This is a genomic window from Arthrobacter sp. P4_F11 (assembly GCF_056401395.1).
Window position 1 is genome coordinate 47,521 of record NZ_JBFUJK010000007.1, and the last position, 21,078, is coordinate 68,598.

18 protein-coding genes are annotated in these 21,078 nt (G+C 68.2%); 9 read left to right on the plus strand and 9 right to left on the minus strand.

Going from position 1 to position 21,078, the window contains the following annotated elements:
• Position 1 precedes the first annotated feature (1 nt).
• A complete protein-coding gene (pgm, locus tag AC1DRO_RS09525) occupies positions 2-1,651 on the minus strand; it encodes a phosphoglucomutase (alpha-D-glucose-1,6-bisphosphate-dependent) (RefSeq protein ID WP_476950651.1) in 1,650 nt (549 codons plus the stop codon).
• 148 nt (positions 1,652-1,799) lie between these two features.
• On the opposite strand from pgm, the gene AC1DRO_RS09530 reads away from it, so the two are divergent.
• Complete coding sequence (locus AC1DRO_RS09530; RefSeq protein WP_476950652.1) at positions 1,800-2,453, plus strand: DUF4190 domain-containing protein; 654 nt, start codon at positions 1,800-1,802, stop codon at positions 2,451-2,453.
• A 31-nt stretch (positions 2,454-2,484) separates the two neighbouring features.
• Here AC1DRO_RS09530 and AC1DRO_RS09535 read toward each other — a convergent pair whose 3' ends face one another.
• The 4 genes from AC1DRO_RS09535 to AC1DRO_RS09550 all read right to left on the minus strand — a co-directional run bounded on the left by AC1DRO_RS09535 (position 2,485) and on the right by AC1DRO_RS09550 (position 8,023).
• Positions 2,485-3,339 carry a phosphotransferase gene (locus AC1DRO_RS09535; protein WP_476950653.1) on the minus strand — a complete coding sequence of 285 codons (855 nt, stop codon included), beginning with the start codon at positions 3,337-3,339 and terminating at the stop codon, positions 2,485-2,487.
• A 4-nt stretch (positions 3,340-3,343) separates the two neighbouring features.
• On the minus strand, positions 3,344-4,849 hold the full coding sequence (locus tag AC1DRO_RS09540) for a peptide MFS transporter (protein WP_476950654.1): 1,506 nt from the start codon (positions 4,847-4,849) through the stop codon (positions 3,344-3,346).
• A 137-nt stretch (positions 4,850-4,986) separates the two neighbouring features.
• On the minus strand, positions 4,987-6,132 hold the full coding sequence (locus tag AC1DRO_RS09545; RefSeq protein ID WP_476950655.1) for an alcohol dehydrogenase catalytic domain-containing protein: 1,146 nt from the start codon (positions 6,130-6,132) through the stop codon (positions 4,987-4,989).
• A gap of 415 nt (positions 6,133-6,547) precedes the next feature.
• A complete protein-coding gene (locus AC1DRO_RS09550) occupies positions 6,548-8,023 on the minus strand; it encodes an amidase (RefSeq protein ID WP_476950656.1) in 1,476 nt (491 codons plus the stop codon).
• 288 nt (positions 8,024-8,311) lie between these two features.
• Between AC1DRO_RS09550 and AC1DRO_RS09555 the strand changes: the two genes are divergently transcribed.
• The 3 genes from AC1DRO_RS09555 to AC1DRO_RS09565 all read left to right on the plus strand — a co-directional run bounded on the left by AC1DRO_RS09555 (position 8,312) and on the right by AC1DRO_RS09565 (position 9,956).
• Entirely contained in the window at positions 8,312-8,638 is a 327-nt protein-coding gene (locus AC1DRO_RS09555) for a rhodanese-like domain-containing protein (RefSeq protein ID WP_028275982.1), read from the plus strand.
• Between the two features lie 18 nt (positions 8,639-8,656).
• The gene (gene pheA / locus AC1DRO_RS09560; RefSeq protein ID WP_476950657.1) at positions 8,657-9,640 is read left to right on the plus strand and encodes a prephenate dehydratase; all 984 of its coding nucleotides are present in this window, start codon (positions 8,657-8,659) and stop codon (positions 9,638-9,640) included.
• 94 nt (positions 9,641-9,734) lie between these two features.
• Entirely contained in the window at positions 9,735-9,956 is a 222-nt protein-coding gene (locus AC1DRO_RS09565) for a hypothetical protein (protein ID WP_018774949.1), read from the plus strand.
• Between the two features lie 48 nt (positions 9,957-10,004).
• Here AC1DRO_RS09565 and AC1DRO_RS09570 read toward each other — a convergent pair whose 3' ends face one another.
• Complete coding sequence (locus AC1DRO_RS09570) at positions 10,005-11,069, minus strand: diacylglycerol/lipid kinase family protein (protein WP_028275984.1); 1,065 nt, start codon at positions 11,067-11,069, stop codon at positions 10,005-10,007.
• Between the two features lie 78 nt (positions 11,070-11,147).
• Here AC1DRO_RS09570 and serS point away from each other — a divergent pair, with 78 nt between their 5' ends.
• Both serS and AC1DRO_RS09580 read left to right on the plus strand, forming a co-directional pair.
• Complete coding sequence (gene serS / locus AC1DRO_RS09575; RefSeq protein WP_028275985.1) at positions 11,148-12,428, plus strand: serine--tRNA ligase; 1,281 nt, start codon at positions 11,148-11,150, stop codon at positions 12,426-12,428.
• A gap of 145 nt (positions 12,429-12,573) precedes the next feature.
• Positions 12,574-13,494, plus strand: a complete 921-nt coding sequence (locus AC1DRO_RS09580; RefSeq protein WP_243178300.1) for an HAD family hydrolase — start codon at positions 12,574-12,576, stop codon at positions 13,492-13,494.
• Positions 13,495-13,548: 54 nt separating this feature from the next.
• Here the strand turns inward: AC1DRO_RS09580 and AC1DRO_RS09585 are convergent, their stop codons facing one another.
• Positions 13,549-14,148 (minus strand): hypothetical protein, encoded by a 600-nt coding sequence (locus AC1DRO_RS09585; RefSeq protein WP_243178301.1) that lies wholly within the window; start codon positions 14,146-14,148, stop codon positions 13,549-13,551.
• A 175-nt stretch (positions 14,149-14,323) separates the two neighbouring features.
• On the opposite strand from AC1DRO_RS09585, the gene AC1DRO_RS09590 reads away from it, so the two are divergent.
• Positions 14,324-16,732, plus strand: a complete 2,409-nt coding sequence (locus AC1DRO_RS09590) for a phosphoketolase family protein (RefSeq protein WP_476950763.1) — start codon at positions 14,324-14,326, stop codon at positions 16,730-16,732.
• Positions 16,733-16,749: 17 nt separating this feature from the next.
• On the opposite strand, the gene AC1DRO_RS09595 is transcribed toward AC1DRO_RS09590, so the two are convergent.
• Both AC1DRO_RS09595 and AC1DRO_RS09600 read right to left on the minus strand, forming a co-directional pair.
• Entirely contained in the window at positions 16,750-17,502 is a 753-nt protein-coding gene (locus tag AC1DRO_RS09595) for a DUF429 domain-containing protein (protein WP_476950658.1), read from the minus strand.
• Between the two features lie 127 nt (positions 17,503-17,629).
• On the minus strand, positions 17,630-18,121 hold the full coding sequence (locus tag AC1DRO_RS09600; RefSeq protein WP_018774943.1) for an inorganic diphosphatase: 492 nt from the start codon (positions 18,119-18,121) through the stop codon (positions 17,630-17,632).
• 142 nt (positions 18,122-18,263) lie between these two features.
• On the opposite strand from AC1DRO_RS09600, the gene dacB reads away from it, so the two are divergent.
• Both dacB and AC1DRO_RS09610 read left to right on the plus strand, forming a co-directional pair.
• Positions 18,264-19,757 carry a D-alanyl-D-alanine carboxypeptidase/D-alanyl-D-alanine endopeptidase gene (dacB, locus tag AC1DRO_RS09605; protein ID WP_476950659.1) on the plus strand — a complete coding sequence of 498 codons (1,494 nt, stop codon included), beginning with the start codon at positions 18,264-18,266 and terminating at the stop codon, positions 19,755-19,757.
• A 144-nt stretch (positions 19,758-19,901) separates the two neighbouring features.
• Positions 19,902-21,041: a zinc-dependent metalloprotease gene (locus AC1DRO_RS09610; protein ID WP_476950660.1), complete on the plus strand. Its 1,140-nt coding sequence runs from the start codon at positions 19,902-19,904 to the stop codon at positions 21,039-21,041.
• Positions 21,042-21,078: the final 37 nt, after the last annotated feature.

Consider the following 21,078-nt stretch of genomic DNA (forward strand, 5'->3'; position numbering starts at 1 on the left):
ACTACGAGATAACCCCGTCCACCAGCGCCTTCGCCTCGGCCTGGACCTGCTTGAGGTGCTCGGCACCCTTGAAGGACTCGGCGTAGATCTTGTAGACATCTTCCGTGCCGGAGGGCCGGGCTGCGAACCAGGCGTTTTCGGTAACGACCTTGAGGCCGCCAATCGCGGCCCCGTTGCCCGGCGCCTCGGTCAGTTTGGCCGTGATCGTTTCGCCGGCCAGTTCGGTCGCGGTAACGTCCGACGGCGAGAGCTTGCCCAGCGCCGCCTTCTGCTCCCGGGTGGCGGCCGCGTCGATCCGGGCGTAGACGGGGTCGCCGAACTGGTCGGTGAGGCCCTTGTACAGCTGCGACGGTGATTTGCCCGTCACCGCCGTGATCTCCGAGGCCAGCAGGGCCAGCAGGATGCCATCCTTGTCGGTGGTCCAGACGCTCCCGTCCATCTTGTTAAAGGAGGCGCCGGCGGATTCCTCGCCGCCGAAGGCGCCCTCTCCGGACAGCAGCCCGGGGACGAACCACTTGAAGCCCACGGGCACTTCGACAAGTTTGCGGCCCAGGCTCTCGGCCACGCGGTCGATGATGGATGAGGAAACCAGGGTCTTGCCGATCACGGACTGCGGGTTCCAGCCGGTCCGGTGCCGGTACAGATAATCGATGGCGACGGCGAGGTAGTGGTTCGGGTTCATCAGCCCGCCGTCGGGGGTGACGATCCCGTGGCGGTCGGCGTCGGCGTCGTTGCCGGTGGCGACGTCGAACTTGGCGCCGTCGGACATGCGGTTGATCAGGGACGCCATCGCCGACGGCGAGGAGCAATCCATCCGGATCTTCTCGTCCCAGTCCAGCGTCATGAAAGCCCACTGCGGGTCGACGGTGGGGTTGACCACGGTGAGGTTCAGGTGGTGGCGCTCACCGATCTCGCCCCAGTAGTCCACCGACGCTCCGCCCATCGGGTCGGCGCCGATCCGGACGCCCGCCTCGCGGATCGCGTTGAGATCCAGTACCGAGGGGAGGTCGTCGACGTAGCTGCTCAGGAAGTCGAACTTGCCGGTGGTCCCGGCGGCCAGGGCCTCGGCCACCGGAATCCGCTTGACGCCGCGCAGGCCGTTTTCAAGCAGCTCGTTGGCGCGGTTGGCGATCCAGCCGGTGGCGTCGGTGTCCGCGGGGCCGCCGTGCGGAGGGTTGTACTTGAATCCGCCGTCTCCCGGGGGGTTGTGGCTGGGGGTCACCACGATGCCGTCGGCCTGCGGCGCGCCAGGGGCGGCATTGCGGTTGTGCGTCAGGATGGCGTGGCTCAGGGCAGGGGTGGGCGTGTAGCCGTGGCGGGCGTCGATGAGGACGTGCACGCCGTTGGCGGCCAGCACCTCAAGGGCGGAGTTTTGTGCGGGCTCGCTCAGGCCATGGGTGTCCTTGGCCATGTAGAGGGGGCCGGTGATGCCCTGGCCTGCCCGGTATTCCACGATCGCCTGCGTGATGGCGAGGATGTGGGATTCGTTGAAGGAGGCCTTCAGGCTCGATCCACGGTGCCCGGAGGTGCCGAAGGCCACCCGCTGGCCCGGGTCCGAGAGATCCGGCGAAACGTCGTAGTACGCATCCAAAAGCGCAGTGAGGTCAACAAGGTCTTGGGGTTGGGCAACTGTGCCCGCGCGGCTAGCCATGGCACCAGCATGCCAGACGAGGGCGGGGTGCAACACGGTTTCGCGCCAAACCCGCTCCTGTGACGAAAGAAAACCCGCCAATAGGCCCGGTCCCAAGCCAACCGTGCGGCGGTACTCTGGATCCAGGGACTTCTTGAGGGGACAAGCCATGACTGAACAGCCAAAACAAGGCAAAGACGAGACCCCGGAGGGCTACCAGCCGACCCTGCGCCTCCCGGACCAGCAGCCCGACGTTCCGCCGGGGCAGACACCACCCGCCGGCCAGGACCAGGGACCGTCGGCGACGCAGCAGTCCGCGCAACCCGAATCCCCGCAGCAGCCCTACCCGGGCCAGCAGCCTCACACAGGCCGGCAGCCCGACACGGGGGAGCAGCCCCACGTCGGACAGCAGCCCTACACCGGCCAGGCGGCACCTGACCGCGGCCAGTACTCAAGCCCGTACCCCCCGATCTACAGCCAGCCGTCCGCCCCATATGGCCAGCCGTCGCCGTATGCCCAGCCGGGCAGCCCCAACGCCTACGGCCAGCCCGCGTACTACGGCGCGCCGCCGTCGCCCAAGAGTCTGAGCATCGCCAGCATGTGCTGCGGCATCGCCGCACTGGTGGGATTCGGATTTTTCCTGCTCCCGCAGCTGGCCGCCGTGATTCTGGGGCACCTGGCCCTGCGGCGCGAACCGGCCGGCCGGGGCATGGCGATCGCCGGCCTGGTGATGGGTTACGTGGGCATCGCCGTGACCATCCTGGTCCTGGTCATTTTCGGACTGGTCATCGGCACCGCGCGCAACAGCGGGTACGGAGCCTAGGTCTGCCCTGTGGCGCCGGAGCCGCGCCTGGTCAGGTTGTCAGTGCAGCCACCAGGGGCTTCGCGTTGGCCTCAAGCCAAGCGCGCCGGCGGTTGATCTGGCCGCCCACGCCGTCCTGCCACATCCGCGCCCAGCCGCCGCCCAGGGCCGCGGCGTTGTGCCGCATCCGCTCGTAGCTGAGCGCCGCGGCGTCGATCCCGGCGCCGGGAACCCGGCGTCGTTCATCCTCGCTCCAGCCGTAGGCGTCGGCGAAGATGCGCAGCCGGCGGAACGGATTCTGGTCTTCCCAGCCCGGCCACGCATCTGCCGGGTCGTGGAGCGGCACCCAGTGCATGGCGGTGTTGAGCGAATCGTGAAGTGCCGTGGCGGGCCCGGCGAGGTCAAAATCCACCAGTCCCGCGGCCACGCCGTCCCGGACCACCACGTTCTGGGGTGTCACGTCCAGGTGGCAGATGAGTCCGGCGGCGTCGGTGGGGTTAGGCCGGACCGGCCGGGGCGGGAACGCGTGGGCCCGCGGCACGAAGCCGGCGGAGGCGGTGTGCAGGCGCCGCACCAGGCGGGCCACGGAGGCCAGCAGGTCCTCGGACTGCACCCAGGATTCCGGCGGCGACCCGGCGCAGTCTCCCGGCACGAAGGTCAGGACGTCCCGGCCCTGCGGGTCGCGGCCGAGGAAGCGGGGGGAGCCCTCAAAACCGGCGTCGTCCAGCCAGTCGAGGTACTCGGCGACGGCGAGGGATTGCGGCTGGTGCGGGCGGCGGATAGTTCCGCCAACCCGCACCACGCCGTCGGTGACATCGCCTGCCGGCATGAGTTCGACGTCGGACGCCTCGCCGGGGCCGGGCGTGTAGCCGCGCGAAGCAACCGGAACGCGATGTGCGGTGCTCATCGGGTCAGCGTACGCCGCCCATGAGCTTCTTGATCGCCGGGGAGGCGACCGCCAGGCCCACAGCCAGCAGCATTGCGGTTCCGCCGATGCCGATGAAGTAGGGCAGCTCGTCCTGCGGGTTGTACAGACCGGACAGGATGCCGGCCAGGGTGGTGCCCAGGGACACGGACAGGAAGAACAGTGCCACCATCTGGGTGTGGAAGGCCTTCGGCGCCAGCTTGGTGGTCACAGACAGGCCGATGGGGGAGAGGAACAGCTCTGCAAGCGTGAACAGAAGCAGGATTCCGACCAGGGCCAGCAGAGGGGTCTTGCCATCGCCGGCCAGCGGAATGAAGGCCAGGAACGCAAGGCCCATCACGAACAGGCCGATCGAGAACTTCAGGGCCGAACCGGGCTGCTTGCGGCCGAGCCGGGTCCAGAGGGCGGCCATGATGCCGGCGAAAATGATGATGAACACCGGGTTGATGGACTGGACCCAGGCGGCAGGCATTTCCCAGCCGAACAGGTTCCGGTCCAGCTTCTCCTCCGAGTACACGGCGATGAAGGTGAACTGCTGCTGGAACAGGGCCCAGAACGCGGCGGAGGCGATGTACAGCGGGATGAATGCTGCGACCCGTCCGCGCTCGGTGGGGGTGACCTTCTTGCTGCTGAAGATCAGCGCGAAGTACAGCACCGACGCGCCGATTGCGGCGTAGGCCATGGACATGGCCAGGTTTTCGGCGTTCACCGTGCCGGTCACGAGCAGCACGGCGATGATCAGGGCGATGCCGGCGAATACGAGGCCGTAGCGGGTGCGCTGGGCGGCCGGGAGGGGGTTCGGTACCCGGTGTGCTTCTTCGGGCAGCTTCTTGCGGCCCAGCGAGTAGATGACAAGGCCAATGGCCATGCCGACGGCGGCGGCGCCGAAGCCCCAGTGGAAGCCCTGGCTTTCCTGCAGCCAGCCGGTGACCAGCGGGCCGATCAGCGCACCGGCGTTGATGCCCATGTAGAAGATGGAGAACCCGGCGTCGCGGCGTTCGTCCTTCTCCCCATACAGGCTGCCGACGAGGGCGGTGGCATTGGCCTTCAGGCCGCCGGAGCCGACGCCCACCAGCACCAGTCCGGCGATCAGGCCGGGTATGCCGGGCACGAGTGCCAGCCCGATGTGGCCGGCCATGATCAGGACGGCCGCGCCGAACAGCACCCGCTCGGACCCGAAGAGCCGGTCCGCGAGCCAGGCGCCGAGGATTGTGGAGAGGTAGACGCCGCCACCGTAGGCGCCGACGAGGCCGGCCGCCAAAGCTTGTGGAATCTCAAGGCCGCCCTGGGCAGCCGTGAAGTACATGTAGTAAAGGAGGATCCCCTGCATTCCGTAGAAGGAGAAGCGCTCCCACATCTCTACGGAGAAAAGGCTGGCCAGCATCTTTGGGTGGCCAAAAAACGATGTGTCGCTCGGTGTTTTGGTGGGGGGACGTAACGAGGGATCGCCCGGCGTTATAGCGGGGGGATTGGATAAATGAGTTGTGCTCATTTACTTAATGGTGACATTGTGACGCGCGATTGTCACATTCGAGCGGCCCCGAGGCAAGCAGCCCGGGCCGTGTTTTGCCTCTCTTTCGTCTCTCTTTCCGCCGGTTTCGCGGGCGTTCCGGGCTGGGCGGTCGTGTCCTAGACGGGCTTGCCGGCGGGCTCCTGGGCGGGCTCGCCGGCGTCGAACATAATGATCTGCCGGATGGCGTGGCCGTCTGCCAGCTGGTCCATGGCCCGGTTGATATCGGCCAGGGCGATGCGGTCCGAGATCAGCTCCTCGACGGGCAGTTTCCCGTCCCGCCACAACTGGGCGTATTTCGGGATGTCGCGCGACGGGACGGCGGAGCCCAGGTAGCTGCCCACGATAGTCCTGGCTTCGGCGGTGACGGTCAGCGGTGCCAGCTGGGCGCGGGCCTCGGGGGAGGGCAGTCCGGCCGTGACGGTGGTGCCGCCGGGGGAGGTGGCGGCAAAAGCGGTCTCGAACGCGCGGGGATTTCCCGCGCACTCGATCACGAACCTGGCTTTGACCCCGGCGTCGAGGACCTGCTGCGGGGTGTATGTCTCGTGGGCGCCGAGGCGGCGGGCGTGATCGAGTTTCTGCTCCAGCGTGTCCACGGCGATGATCCGCGAGATTCCTTGCGAGACGGCGGTGATGAGCGCCGCCATCCCCACCCCTCCGAGGCCGACGATCATGATGCTGTCCTGCGGGCGGGGCCGGGCCGCGTTGAGCACCGCGCCGCCGCCGGTCAGCACGGCGCAGCCCAGTACTGCCGCAATGTCCGCGGGGATGTCGTCGTCCACCGGCACGGCGGAAGCGCGGTCCACGACGGCGTGGGTGGCGAAGCCTGAGACGCCCAGGTGGTGGTGGACGGGCTCGCCGTCGCGGCTCAGGAGCCGGGATCCGTGCGGCAGGGTCCCGTCGTTGTTGCTCTTGGACCCTGCCGTGCAGGGCAGCCGGCCGTCCTCGGCGCAGTTCGCGCAGTTCTCGCAGCGGGGCAGGAAGGACATGACCACGCGCTGGCCGGGCTGCAGGTCCGTGACGCCGGAACCGACCGTCACGATGCGGCCCGCGGCCTCGTGGCCCAGCAGCATGGGAACGGGCCGGACCCGGTTGCCGTCGACGACGCTCAGGTCCGAGTGGCAGATTCCGGCGGCCTCCATCCGGACAAGGATCTCGGTGGGCCCGGGAGCCGCCAGTTCCAGCTCGGAGATGCTGATCGGCCGGGACTCCGCGAAGGGGCGGGGGCGGCCGATTTCCTCAAGTACTGCACCGGTGATCTTCATCGATCCTCTTTCGCGGCCTGGTCGGGTTTGAGTGAACGATAGCCGCCTGCCGCCGCCAGCGTCCATTTGGGGGAAGGGGAGGTCCGACGGCGTCCGCGGGCTTGGGGTGGCTGGGGGCTTGGGTTGGCTGGTTTCCTGGGCCTCACCGGGGGACATGCCCATTCTTGGTGCCCGGGCGTGGACAAGATGGCATTATGTCCATCCGCCCCGGCCGCAGGCGGACATGTCCGTGATGAGCACTGGGCATGTCCATTGCGCGGCGTGAGGGGCGGGCGGGTCCGGTGCACGGCCTGAGGAACGGGCACGTCCCGACTGGTGGAGGACGGCCGTGTCCGGTGCCCGATGTGAGTTCCGGACATGTCCCCTGGGCGGCGTCAGGAGTGGGCATGTCCCCGGGTGAGTGCCGGGTTCGCGGCTAGAAGCCCAATTGGGCGGCCACCTGCAGCAGGAGCCCCTCGGAGCCCATCGGCCCGATCAGCTGGATGCCCATCGGCAGGCCGGAACCAGGGGCGCCGCCGGTCCAGTGCACCGGGATGCTGATGGCCGGCAGCCCGCAGACGTTGACCATGGATGACCACGGCGCGTACTCGCACTGTTTGCGGTAGTCGCCGTCGGCGTCGCCCGCCCATTCCGCGGCCGGCCAGTAGCCTCCGCCGTGGGTCGCGCCAGTGAACCAGCCCACCGGACGGGGTGTCTGCGCCAGGGCCGGCGTCACTATGAGGTCCCATTGGGCGTACTGGACAATGGTGTCCTGCTGGAACTGCCGGAGGAACCCGAGGGATTCGTTGAGTTTGGCTGCACTGCGCTGCTGTGCCCGCCGGCGGAAAGTCCTCGTGAGCGGCGTCAGGAGCGCCTCGCGCTGCGGCGAGATGCGCGCGCTGCCAATGCCGGCCGTCCACGCTGTGGTGAAAGCATCCGGGTAGCGGTTGTCGTAGCGAATCGCCGCTTCCATGGCCTCGTGCCCCGCCGCCTCCAGCCGCGAGATGCCGTCCGCGAGTGCGTCGAGCGCCTCACTGTCCGGGATGAAGGGAAACTTCGCTTGCCACGGGCTGTCGAGACTTATGCCGATCCTCAGCGGACGGGGCTCCCTGGCGGTCAGCTCGAGGTAGCTGGCGTGCGCCCGGCCGCCCATGCCCGGACCGCCCGCACCCTGTCCGCCCGCACCCTGATTGTCCGGTCCCGGCACCAGGGCATCCAGCAGCAGCGCGGCGTCGGCGGCGGAGCGGGCGAGCGGTCCGGCAACCACGAGCTGCGCGGGATCGCCCGAGCTTTCCCCGGCCGGCACCAGCCCACGTCCGGGCTTCAACCCGACCAGCCCGCATGCCGCGGCAGGGATCCGCACGGAGCCCCCGCCGTCGGACCCTGGGGCGAACGGCAACAGCCCCGCGGCCACCGCGGCAGCGCTGCCGCCCGAGGAGCCGCCCGAACTGCGGCTGAGTGCATACGGATTGCGCGACGGCGGGGCGATCCGATTCTCGCTGTAGGCGGTCAGGCCGAACTCCGGGACCTGTGTCTTGCCCAGCGAGAGGACCCCGGCGGCCTTGAGCGCGGCGGGAACTGCGCCGTCGGCCAGGGCCGGCTTGCGTTCCAGGGCCGCGCTTCCATGCGTGGTGACGACCCCTGCCACATCCGTCAGGTCCTTGAAGGCGACCGGCATTCCATGCAGCAGGGGCAAGTCGCCGCCGTTCCGGCTCCGGAGGGCGTAGCGCCGGTCGGCTGCCGTGGCGTCTTTCCTCGCCTGTTCCGCGGTGACCGTGATGAAGGCACCGAGGTGCGGGTTCTGGGCTTCGACCCGGTCCAGGAAATGATCGGCGGCGGCCCTGGCGGACAGCTCCCCGGAACGGAGCGCATCGCGGAGCTCGACGGCGGAGAGTTCGTGGATTTCAGCCAAGGAGGCGGGACTCCGGCCGTACCTGGGGCCGCGCGGGCCGGCTACCCGGGGGACATGCCCATTCCTGGGACCGGCGGAAGGACACATTTGCATCATGCCCAGCGCTCGCGGCCAGGGCAGGGCATGTCCCGTGGCGGGGGCCGCGGACCGGCCGCTCCGCGGGGTGTTCGGCAGCCATGAGGTCTCCTTTGCGGTCCCCAGAAGCGTAACGTGCCGCCAGCGGGGGTGCGGTGCCAGCGGCGGGGGATACGCTGGGATCGGAGCTTGAATTCTGCGGAAAGGGTCAACATGAGCGACTTCCAGAGCGTAAGCGTGTCTGGCATCCCCGATGGCGCCAAGATCGTGGACGTCCGCGAGGACTATGAGTGGGCTGCGGGCCACGCCGAGGGTGCCCTGCACATTCCCATGGACCAGTTGCCCTCCCGGATTGAGGAGCTGGACCCGGACGAGGACGTCTACGTCATCTGCCGCACCGGCGGCCGCTCCTTCCGGGCCACCCAGTGGCTGGTCGGAATGGGATATTCCGCCGTGAATGTGGCAGGCGGCATGGACCAGTGGGTTGAGACCGGCATGCCGCTGGTGTCCGACAACGGCCTCAAACCGGTTGTCCTGTAACTGAAGAAGGAAGAACTGATGCCCGCACCGACGCTCACCTACACATTCCTCGGACCCGAGGGCACCTTCACCGAAGCGGCCCTGATGCAGGTCCCGGACGCGGCGGAGGCCATCCGCATCCCGTCCTCGAATGTGAACACGGCGCTGGACAAGGTGCGGGACGGCTCCGCCGATGCGGCCATGGTACCGATCGAAAATTCGGTCGAGGGCGGGGTCACCGCCACCCTCGACGCCATCGCCACCGGCCAGGAACTCAGGATCCTCCGGGAGGCCCTGGTGCCCATCAGCTTCGTCTTGGTGGCCAGGCCCGGCGTGGCGCTCGGGGACATCCGGCGCGTCTCCACCCACGGGCATGCCTGGGCCCAGTGCAGGCTCTGGGTGGACGCCAATATTCCCAATGCGGAATACATCCCCGGTTCTTCCACCGCCGCTGCCGCCATGGGCTTGCTGGATGGTGACGGCGTCCACTACGACGCCGCGATCTGCGCCCCGATCGTGGCCACCGAACAGCCGGGCCTGATGGTGCTGGCGGAAAACATCGGCGACAACCCCGGAGCCGTCACCCGGTTCGTGCTGGTGGGCCGCCCGGGTGAACTGCCGGCCCCCACCGGAGCCGACAAGACCACTGTCGTGGTGCCGCTGCCCGAAGACCGGCCGGGTGCGCTGATGGAGATCCTGGACCAGTTCGCCACCCGCGGCGTGAACCTGAGCCGGATCGAATCCCGGCCCACCGGGCAGTACCTGGGCCACTATTTCTTCAGCATTGATGCCGACGGCCATGTCGCCGACGCCCGGGTGGCCGACGCGCTCGCGGGTCTTCACCGGATCAGCCCGGCCACCCGCTTCCTCGGGTCCTACCAGCGTGCCGACGGCCACCGGACCAGCGTCGCGCCGCATACCTCCGACCAGGCATTCCGCGCCGCGCATGCGTGGGTGAAAGACATACTGGGGGGCGCATCTGCTGTGCCGGAATATACCCCGGGGGCTTCGCCCAGAGCGTAGGCAAATGCCATATGGCGCACTTCCACCCCCTCCCAACTGTGCGTATGCTTGCCTGATCCATATTGGGGAATTCCCCTACGGGAGGGAGCGGGTCATGTCAGGCACCAGCACAGAAAATGACGGCCAGGGAATGATTGTCAATCCCAAGCCGACAGCTGAAAATCAGGACTGGGACGGCGACGACGCCGACCGCGCGGACCGCCTGCGCTTCGAAGAGGAGCAGGCAATGATCCGTGAGCAGTCCGAAGCCCGGGCCGCCAAGGCTGCGGCCGAGGCGAAGAAGGCGGCAGAGGCCAAGAAGGCCGCCAGCGCCTAGTCCCTCGCTCCTGGCGCGCTGCAGTGGCGCGCTCCAGCCGCCGTCGGCCTAGCGGCCTTCGGTGCCGTCCTTGACCCTCACCAGCAGGGATCCCGGGTCCACCTCGACGGTGACCATCGTGGCCTCGCCGGAAGGATCGCCGTCGACCTGGGTGGGCATAGGTTCCGGGCACCGGATAGTGATCTTGCCGCACCGGTAATACGTCATGACCGGCAGGTCCTTCTTGTGCTTCAGGACGATCTTTGTGTACATGGCCAGCCAGCCGATCGCACTGCGCGGGCTCATCACCACCACGTCCAGCATCCCGTCATCGATCATGGCCTGCGGGATGAAGTCGATTCCCCCGGGGATCAGGCCGCAGTTCGCGAACAGGACGCTGCGGATCTTCCGGGCCTGCTCAGGCTGGCCATCCAGCGCGATGGAGACCTTCTTGCGGCGCCCCAGAAGGTGCCTGGCCCCGGCTTCCGTGTACGCCAGCCAGCCCACCGCCCTCTTCAGGCCGTCAAGGGTGTCGCTGACTACTTCGGCGTCCATGCCGATGCCTGCAATCACCAGGAACGTGTGTTGCGCTGACTCCCCGGTGAGCGAATTTTCCAGGGTGAGCCGCGCCGTATCGATGAACCGCTGGTCCCCGAACAGGGCGGCCTGCACGTTGCCGGGCAGGTCGTTGACCTCCAGATGCACATTGCGGGCCAGGAGGTTTGCGGTGCCCAGCGGGATCACGCCCATGGCGGTGTCCGTCCCGGCGAGGACCTCCGCCACCACACGCACGGTACCGTCGCCGCCGCCGGCCAGGACGACGTCGGCCCCGTAGGCCACCGCAGCCCGCGCCTGCGAGAAGCCGGGGTCCTCTGCGGTGGTTTCAAAGACGCGGGGCGCCGGCCAGCCGGCCGCCGCGCACGCTGCTTCAATCAGGCCACGGGCCTCGGCAGACTTGGCCTTGATGGGGTTCAGGACCACGGCCACCTTCTGGCGGCCCGGGCCCGGGCTGTGGGTTTCCTCCCACACGGCACTGCGGGTGTGCTTGGCCTTCAGCCGGCGCACCCCCCACCAGCTGGAGACGGCAAAGACCAGGGCCCCAGCGATGACGAGGTAGAGCAGCCAGTCGCGCATTGTGATCCAACAGTATCCCGCCAGCGCATGCAGGCCGGCTTGCCGGGCAACCGTGACCGGATTGGATACTCTTGTCTGGTGATCGACGTAAAAGACCTCAGCGAAAATCCGGACAAGTTCCGTGCCAGCCAGCGCGCCCGAGGCGCCGACGAATCCGCGGTGGACGCGATCATCGCTGGGGACTCGGCCCGGCGGGCAGCCCTGATCCGGTTCGAGAACCTGCGGGCCGAGCAGAATGCGTACGGGAAGAAGGTCGCGCAGGCCAAGGGCGAGGAAAAGCAGGCCCTCCTCGCCGAGGTCAAGGCTCTGGCGGCCTCCGTCAAAGCGGCATCGGCCGAGGCCGATCTCGTCCAGGCCGCCCAGGACGAACTCCTCCGGACCATCCCCAACCTGATCGAGGACGGCGTCCCGGCCGGTGGTGAGGACGACTACATTGTGGTCAAGACGGTGGGCGCGCCGCGCGAATTCCCCGACTTCGAGCCGAAGGACCACCTCGAGATCGGTGAGCTGATCGGGGCCATCGACATGGAACGCGGGGCGAAGGTTTCCGGTTCACGCTTCTACTTCCTGCGCGGCGTCGGCGCCCGGCTTGAAATGGCGCTGCTCCAGATGGCCATGGAACAGGCGATCGACGCCGGGTTCGTCCCCATGATCACGCCCACCCTGGTCCGCCCGGAAACCATGCAGGGCACCGGCTTTGACGTCAAGCACGACGCCGAGATCTACCGTCTCGCCGAAGACGACCTGTACCTCGTGGGCACCTCGGAGGTGGCCCTCGCCGGCTACCACGCCGACGAGATCCTGGACCTTTCGGCCGGCCCCATCCGCTATGCCGGCCAGAGCTCGTGCTACCGGCGCGAGGCGGGCTCGCACGGCAAGGACACCCGCGGCATCATCCGCGTCCACCAGTTCAACAAGGTGGAGATGTTCATCTACACCACGGTTGAGGACGCTGCCGCCGAGCACGCCCGCCTGCTGGCATGGGAAGAGGAGATGCTGGCCAAGTGCGAGCTCCCGTACCGCGTCATTGACACCGCCGCCGGCGATCTGGGCAATTCCGCGGCCCGGAAGTTTGACTGTGAGGCCTGGGTCCCCACCCAGGGCGCATACCGGGAGCTGACCTCGACGTCGAACTGCACCACGTTCCAGGCGCGCCGGCTGAACATCCGGGAACGGGTTCTGAACGAGGACGGCGCGCCCAAGGGCACGCGGGCGGTCGCCACGCTCAACGGCACCCTGGCCACCACCCGCTGGATCGTCGCCATCCTGGAGCACCACCAGAACCCCGACGGCTCCGTCAACGTCCCCGCCGCCCTGCAGAAGTACCTCGGCGGCATGACGGTTTTCCCCGTCCTCTAACCCCGGTCCCGACCCCAGCCAGGCCTCCGATGGCCGCCGGGTAAACGCCCACAACGGGGACATTATGTGGGTGTTTACCGCAAGTTCACGCCTTGCTGTGGCGTGTGTCCTAGCGGCAGTCGGGGGTCTCTGCTCTACTTGTGAGATGACAACAATGACTGAATCCTCAGTCGCCGGCAACGATGACCGGCGCACCACACACCAGAACATGACAGACCAGAACACGGCGGCCCCGGCCAGCGCGGCCCGGGTGGGAAACTCCCGGAACCGAGCCGGCGACAAGATGCTGATCGCCCTGGACGTCGATGGCACCCTTGTGGACCACGACGGGCATATGTCGGTTCCTGTCCGCGAGGCCGCCCAGGCCGTGGTGGCCGCAGGCCACCACGTCATGATCGCGACCGGCCGCTCCCTCAACGCCACATTGCCCGTCATCGAACATATCGGGATCGAGAACGGTTACGCCGTGTGCTCCAACGGCGGTGTGATCCTGCGCGTCGACTCCGGACTGCCCGAGGGCTACGAAATCCTCCACAAGGCAACGTTTGACCCCGGGCCGGTCCTTCGCGCGCTGCGCAAGCGGTTGCCCTCGGCCAAGTACGCGCTCGAGGACGGGGACGGCAACTTCCTGTCCACAGAACGCTTCCAGGACGCCAGCTTCGGCGTCGAAGCGGTCGGCGTCGACTTCCAGACCATGCTGGAGGCTACCGCCGTGCGAGTGGTGGTCTTCAGCTCGGAGAATACGCCCGAAGAATTCAACACCGCGATCCGCCACATCGGGCTCGCCGGCGTCACGTATTCGGTGGGCTGGACGGCGTGGCTGGACATCGCCGCTGCCGGTGTCACGAAGGCCAGCGCACTGGAACAGCTCCGCGACCGGCTCAGCATAGAAACGCACCGTACTGTCGCCGTCGGCGACGGTCGCAATGACATCGAGATGCTGACTTGGGCGCGCCGCGGCGTGGCCATGGGCCAGGCCCCCGTTGAGGTGATTGCCGCTGCTGACGAAGTGACGAAATCGGTCTACGACGACGGCGCCGCGCACGTGCTTCGCAGCCTCCTCTAAGGCCTCAAGGGCGCGGCAAACGGTCGGGCGGTTCCGAGGAGGGGCCGGGACGGGCTAGCGGACGTCGAGGATGAGGCTCAGGAGCCGCGCCGCAGCGGGCCGGGCCGCGTGCTCTTCGTTCCACTGGGACCGGGCCACGGCCTTGCTCACGGCCTGGGTGGTGATCCCGAGTTCCTCTGCGACCGTCTTCTGCTGACCCCGAACCCCCGGGGTGAGCAGGTCCAGTACCCGCCATTCCGCCTGGCTGCGGTCGTGCACAATGTGGCCCAGGAGGCGCAGCACGGCTTCCGCCTCTGCGGCAAGATCGGCCAGCGGGCCCTCCACGGCCACCCGGACGCGGTCCTTGTGGTTTCGGAGACGATCCACCGCGCGCCGGGCGTAGATCAGCCCGTGCCCGGAGGCGTCCTTGATCTGGTTCGGCAGGGGTTCATTGACCGGGCCCACGCCAATGCCCACGTACCAGCTGCCGCTGCGAAGGGCGATCATGGCCGCTTCCACCGTCTGATGCGGACAGTCCAGGATCCCTTGGACCTCATCTTCAACGGAACGATCGAAATCAAGGCGCGCCGGAATGTGCCGCAGGTCCTTGAGGAGCTGCGGCACGCGGTCGCCGTCGCGCCGGCTGTCGGTTTGATTGATGGTCAGCGTGAACATTCTGGATGACACACTACCTGCTGGCACTTGCGGGGCAAGTTGCCGGCGGCCGGTGACGGACCGGGGTTGTGCCCCGTCCGCCGAACGTGTTGCGATGGACCAAATGTGCCGACGCAGGACCCACGAGGCGAGGATCCCAGTGAGCAATGACGTGAATGGAACCACCCGCGCGCAGATGCCGGCCGACGGCCCGTCCCTGGACAATGCGGTCCTGGAGACAGGGATCCTGGACGCCGCGGCCCTGGACCTGGTGGACCGCTGGTGGCGGGCGGCGAACTACGTCTCGGTGGGGCAAATCTACCTCCGGTCCAATCCGCTGCTGCGCGAACCCCTCCGCGCGGAACACACGAAGTCCAGGCTCCTTGGTCACTGGGGGACCACACCCGGACTGAATTTTGTCTATGCCCACCTGAACCGGGCTATCCGCCGGGACAGCCAGCAGATGCTCTTCATCGCCGGTCCCGGCCATGGCGGCCCCGCGGTGGTCGCCAACGCCTGGCTGGAGGGGACCTATTCGGAAATTTACGGCCACGTTGGTGACGACGAAGCCGGCCTGTCCGAGCTGTTCAGGCAGTTCTCCTACCCCGGCGGCATTCCAAGCCACGCCGCCCCGGAGACCCCCGGTTCGATCAGCGAAGGCGGCGAGCTCGGCTACTCGCTGGCACACGCGTATGGGTCTGTCTTCGACAACCCGGACCTGATCACGGCCGTCGTCATCGGTGACGGCGAAGCCGAGACCGGGCCGCTGGCTGCCAGCTGGCATTCGCACAACTTCCTGAACCCGGCGGCCGACGGCGCTGTGCTGCCCATCCTGCACCTCAACGGTTACAAGATCGCCAACCCCACGATTTTGGCCCGTATGCCCGAGGCCCAGCTGGAACAGCTGCTGCGCGGCTACGGGCACGTCCCCCATTTCGTCACCGTGGCCGATCCGGCCGACACAGCCGCGGCGCACCGGGATTTCGCGGCCGCACTGGACGCCTGCCTGGCCGGGATCCGGACCATCCAGCAGCGCCACCGCAGCGGCACTGCGCAGGACGGTGCTGCGCAGTGGCCCATGATCGTGCTCCGTTCGCCCAAGGGCTGGACCGGGCCCAAGACGGTGGACGGGGAGCAGGTAGAGGGCACCTGGCGCAGCCACCAGGTTCCGCTGAACGAGGTCCGCACCAATCCTGGGCACCTGAGCCAGCTGCAGCAGTGGCTCGAGTCCTACCGGCCGACGGAACTCTTCGACGACCGCGGACGCCTGAGACCGGAGACGGCCAGGAACGCCCCGGCCGGTGCGCTGCGGATGAGCGCAACCCCCCATGCCAACGGCGGGATCATGCTGCGCCCGCTCAACCTGCCGGACTACCGCCGGCACGCCGTCGACGTCGCCGAGCCCGGCATCGAAAGGATCAGTCCCATGGTGACGCTCGGCCCCTGGCTGCGCGACGTCATTGCGCTGAACCCCGAGACCTTCCGGCTCTTCGGCCCCGACGAGACGGCATCGAACCGGCTGCAGGACGTCTACGAGGCCACCGACAAGGTCTGGCAGTACAGGATTGATGCGCTGGATGAGCATATTGCCCGCGCCGGGCGGGTAATGGAAGTCCTCAGCGAACACCTCTGCCAGGGCTGGCTGGAGGGATATCTGCTGACGGGACGGCACGGGGTGTTCAACTGCTACGAGGCGTTCATCCACATCATCGATTCGATGTTCAACCAGCACGCCAAATGGCTCAAAGTCCACCGGCAGCTGCCGTGGCGCCAGCCCGTGGCCTCACTGAACTACCTCTTGTCCTCCCACGTGTGGCAGCAGGACCACAACGGCTTTTCGCACCAGGATCCCGGCTTCATCGACCACGCCGTGAACAAGAAGGCCGAAATCATCCGGGTCTACCTGCCCCCGGACGCCAACACGCTTCTGGCCGTGATGGAGCATTGCCTGGCCTCCCGCGACTACGTCAACATCGTGGTCAGCGGCAAGCAGCCTTCGCCGACCTGGCTCGGGCCCGACGCGGCCTCGCACCATTGCCGCCGGGGCCTGGGCATCTGGGAGTTCGCCGGCTCCGAAGTCGCCGGTGAGGAGCCCGACGTCGTCCTTGCCTGCGCCGGCGACGTCCCCACGGTCGAAACCGTCGCCGCGGCCGAGCTCCTGAAGCAGGGGGCGCCCGGGCTGAAAGTGCGGGTGGTCAACGTCGTGGACCTCATGCGGCTCCAGGACGCCAGCGAGCACCCGCACGGGCTGACGGCCCGGGACTTCGACGGCATCTTCACGGCGGACAAACCGGTGATCTTCGCCTATCACGGCTACCCCGCGCTGATCCACCGGCTCACCTACCGGCGCACCAACCGGGAGGGCCTGCATGTTCGCGGCTACAAGGAGGAAGGCACCACCACGACCCCATTCGACATGGCCATGCTGAACGGAATCGACCGCTTCCAGCTGGCAATTGACGCGATCGACCGGGTCCCCGGACTGCCCGGGAGGCACTCGCTGCTGCGCCAGTCCCTGCAGGACAGCCGCATGCGGGCCCGCGACCACACCCGGGAGCACGGCGAGGACCCGGCGGAGATCAGCACGTGGTCGCTGCGGATTTGAGCAGCGCCCGCCCGGGACTAGCCCGGGAGCTCCTGCAGCCCGCCCCGGGGCAGATGGATCCAGCCCTCGGTCAGGGCCGCCGCGGCGTGCCCGGGACCGGGCCGCAGCGTCGCGCCGACGGCGACGGCCCGCGCGGACAGGGCGGCGATGAGGGCATCGAACATGTCATCGGACGCCGCAAGATCGGCCCGGTACTCCGCCAGGTCCAGCCACGGCGCCTTCACGGCCAGATCCGCCACCGCTGAGGACAGCTTTCCCGCCTCCGGCGCCCCGCGCCCCTTGTAGCCGCGGGCACGGATCCCCCAGAGCTTCAGCGACGCCGCCGGGTACACCTCGGCAAGCCGGCCGCTGCCGTCCCTGGCCTGCGGCCCATACTCCCTTGCGATCTTCGCCTGGATCACCGCGCAACGCATCGCCGGGTGGGCCAGCCGGTCCGCGGAGACGCTGAGCGGGATCAGGCCGGTGTTGCCGGTGACGAAACGGTCGGTGTCGCGGTAGGCGAGCAGCCGGCGGCCCTCGATCCCGTCATGGTCCAGCACCGGATGGGGTTCGAAGCTCAGGTGCCCGGCGATGAAGGGAAGAAACGCGTCCGGCCAGCCCAGCGGGGAATCGATCCCCGTCATGGCGCTGGTGCCGAAGAGGCGGAGGATCTCCTCGTCGCCCACGTCCAACGACAGATGCGCCAGGCGCGCCGCGCCCTGATCCCATTCGATGACGGCCGCTGCCGTCTTCTTCGCGGCGGCAGCGAGGTCGACGCCGAGAGTCCGCATCACCGCGCCCCAGCCACTTGACTGAACGCCAATCGAAAAACGCCCAACAAAAACGCGGGGTCACGTACCGCCCGTTCCGGAACCCCGGATGGGCGGTACGTGACCCCGCGCTGGAGTGCAGGAACGGTCAGTGGCCGGCTGCCGGAACGTAACGCTTGATGGAGGCTGCCAGTTCGGCTTCGGCGGCGGCACGGTCGCCCCAGCCCTCGGCCTTGACCCACTTGCCCGGCTCCAGGTCCTTGTAACGGGTAAAGAAGTGCTCGATTTCCTTGATCAGGAACTCGCTGACATCGCTGATCTCTTTGATGTGGTCGAACCGGGCATCGGTCGGGACGCACAGGACCTTGGCGTCGCCGCCGCCGTCGTCGGTCATGTTGAACACGCCGATCGGGCGGGACTCGACGATCACGCCGGGGTAGAGGTCGAAGTCCTGCAGGAGCACCAGCGCGTCCAGCGGATCCCCATCCTCACCCAGGGTGTTCTCGAAGAAACCGTAGTGGGTGGGGTACTGCATCGACGTGAACAGGACGCGGTCCAGGCGGACGCGGCCGGTCTCGTGGTCGACTTCGTACTTGACGCGCGATCCCTTGGGGATCTCGATGGTCACGTCATGCTTCATGGAATGCTCCTTGACGAATTCAGGGGGTGCGCGGCACGTGCATAAGGGCTGTCGGTGCCGCCGACTACTATTGAGGATATAGCGAGAGGCGCTGGTTTCAGGAACTAGTGGGGACATTTCAGGACTAAGGACCAGCAGCAGCATGAAACCGAGAACCAGCCGCGAGGGTACCCAGCCGGTGCCCGGCAGGGGTCGCAGGATGCCCGCGCTGCTGCTCCAGACAATCCTCGTGGTGTCAGTGGCTGTGCCGGCCGGCATCGCCATCTCCCCGGCGTTCCTCAGCCATGACGGGTCCTCCGACGCCTCGCAGACAGCACCGCCCTGGCAGCAGATCCCCGCCACATTGAGCCCTCCCGGCAACAGTTTGGGGGCAGTCGGGCCCCTCAGCACTTCCGCCCCGGTTCCGGCCGGGGCCGCCGTCGCCGCGCAGTTGAACAAGACCCTTAGGCCCGACGGCGCCGGCACCTTCACCGGCATCGTCCAGGACGCCGCGACGGGGAAGGTCCTCTTCGACCGGGCTGCCGACGAGGCCCGCGTTCCGGCGTCGAACATGAAGCTCCTCACAGCCGGTGCGGCCCTGCGTGTCCTGGGCACCGACCGCCGCTTCAGCACCCGCGTGCTGGCAGGGCCGACCCCCGGCTCGGTGGTCCTGACCGGCGGAGGTGATGTCCTCCTGGGCGCCGGAGAATCGGCCCCGGGCGCCGTTCTGGGCCGCGCCGGGCTGACCACGCTCGCGAAGGCCACTATCGATGCCCTCAAAGCCGGCGGCGTCACCGGCACGGTGAACGTCCTGCTGGATGACTCCCTCTTCAGCGGCCCCTCGCTCAGCCAGGCGTGGAGCCCAGAGGACGTCGCCGCCGGCGAGATGGCCCCGCTGTACCCGCTGGCGCTGAACTCCGCCAGGTTCGATCCCGCCAAGACCACCGGACCCCGCCCGCAGGACGCCGCCATGACCACCGCCGAGGTGTTCGCCGCCCGGCTCACGGCGGCCGCGGCGGCCGGGGGGCTGTCCGTGGCCCCCGGCGTCGCCCGGGGCCGGCCCGGTGACGCGCCGGAGGGCGGGCACGCCAAAGTCCTGGCCGAGGTCCAGTCCGCCACGGTGGGGCAGCAGGTGGACTTGATGCTGCAGACCTCGGACAACTACCTCGCCGAGGTGATGGGACGGATGACTGCCCTCGGCGTCGGCCGGCCCGGCAGCAGCGACGACGCCATTGCCGCCGTGCTGCAGCAGGTCAAGGACATGGGCGTTCCCACTGACTCGCTCCGGGCCGCGGACGTCTCCGGCCTGGCCCTGGCCAACAGGGTCTCGGCCCGGCAGCTCACGGACGTGGTCCGGGCCATGACCTCGGGCACAGACCCCCGGCTGCGCGCCGCCCTGAGCGGGTTCCCGGTCGCCGGGCTCACCGGCACCCTGGGGGACCGCTACACGGATGCGTCCTCGGCCGCGGGCGCCGGGCTGGTCCGCGCCAAGACGGGCACACTGAACACAGTCATTGCGCTTAGCGGTTCCGTGGTCGACGCCGACGGCCGGCTCCTGGTCTTTTCCTTCGTCGGCAACGGGCTGACCCCCGGCGCCGCGAACAAAGCCGCGCTGGACCGCTCCGCCGCCGTCCTCGCCGGCTGCGGCTGCCGCTGACGGCGCGGGCCGGCCGGGACCCCGCGCAGGTCTGGCTCTTCGCGCCGGTCTGGCCCTTCGGCCGGAGGTCCCGGAGCCCCGGTCGGTTCGCCGGTCAGCGAAAATTAAGGCGCATTGTCGGGGCCCTGTGATCTGATGGACCCCATGGAGTCCTCTGCAAGCGAGACATCACCCAAGACGCCGAGTGCGGCATCGGTCCAGGTCCCGGATCTCATCAACTGGGAGCTCGCCGCGTCCACGGCAGCCCGGCTGACGCCGGCGGGCCCCGTCCTGGGCAGCGCCGAGATCGGCGCCGCCGTCGAAAATCTGCGGCTCATGGCGGACATTTCCGTGCCGCACGTCCACCACATCACCGGCCTGGACGCCGCCCGGGACCTGCGTGACTCCGAGGTCCTCGTCGTGGACCGGGCCTCATGGGCCAAGGCCAACACGCAGAGCTTCGCCGTCATGCTCAAGCCCGCCATGGGAAAGCTGCTGGAGGGCCGCGGTTCCATCAGCCCCGGCGCTGCCGGGGTCAGCGCAGCCATCACCGGCAGCCAGCTCGGCGCCATCCTGGCCTTCCTTTCGAGCAAAGTCCTGGGCCAGTACGATCCCTTCTCAGCGCTGGCCGAAAACTCCACGGCCCCCGCTTCCGGACGGCTGCTGCTCGTAGCGCCGAACATCATCTCCGTGGAACGCGAACTGAAAGTCGAACCCGCGGACTTCCGGCTCTGGGTCTGCCTCCACGAACAAACCCACCGGGTGCAGTTCGCCGCCGCACCGTGGCTGCGGCACCACATGCTCCAGGAGATCGAAAACCTCAGCGGACTGTTGCTGGGCAATGTCGATTCCCTGATGGAACGGGCCTCGGCGGCCGCGAAATCGCTGAAGGACCGCGCGGCACCCGGCGCCGCGCCCGGCCGCGGCGCCATCCTGGACCTGCTCCAGAACCCGGAGGAAAAGGCGGCCCTGTCCCGCCTGACTGCCCTCATGAGCCTGCTCGAAGGTCACGCCAATGTGGTCATGGACGCCGTGGACGCCAGCATCGTTCCCTCAGTGAAGACCATCCGGCAACGTTTCAACGACCGCGGCCAGGACCGCGGCATGATCGAGAAATTCATCCGCAACCTGCTCGGCCTCGACGCCAAGATGCGCCAGTACAGTGACGGCGCCAAGTTCGTCCGGGAAGTGGTGGCCGCCGCCGGCATGGGAGGCTTCAACAAAGTCTGGGAGTCCGCGGACCACCTCCCCAGCGAACCCGAGATCCACGACTCCCGGCTCTGGCTCGACCGGATGGGCCTCTAGCCGCCATGACTGCCGCCGACGGCGCCGGTTCGACCTC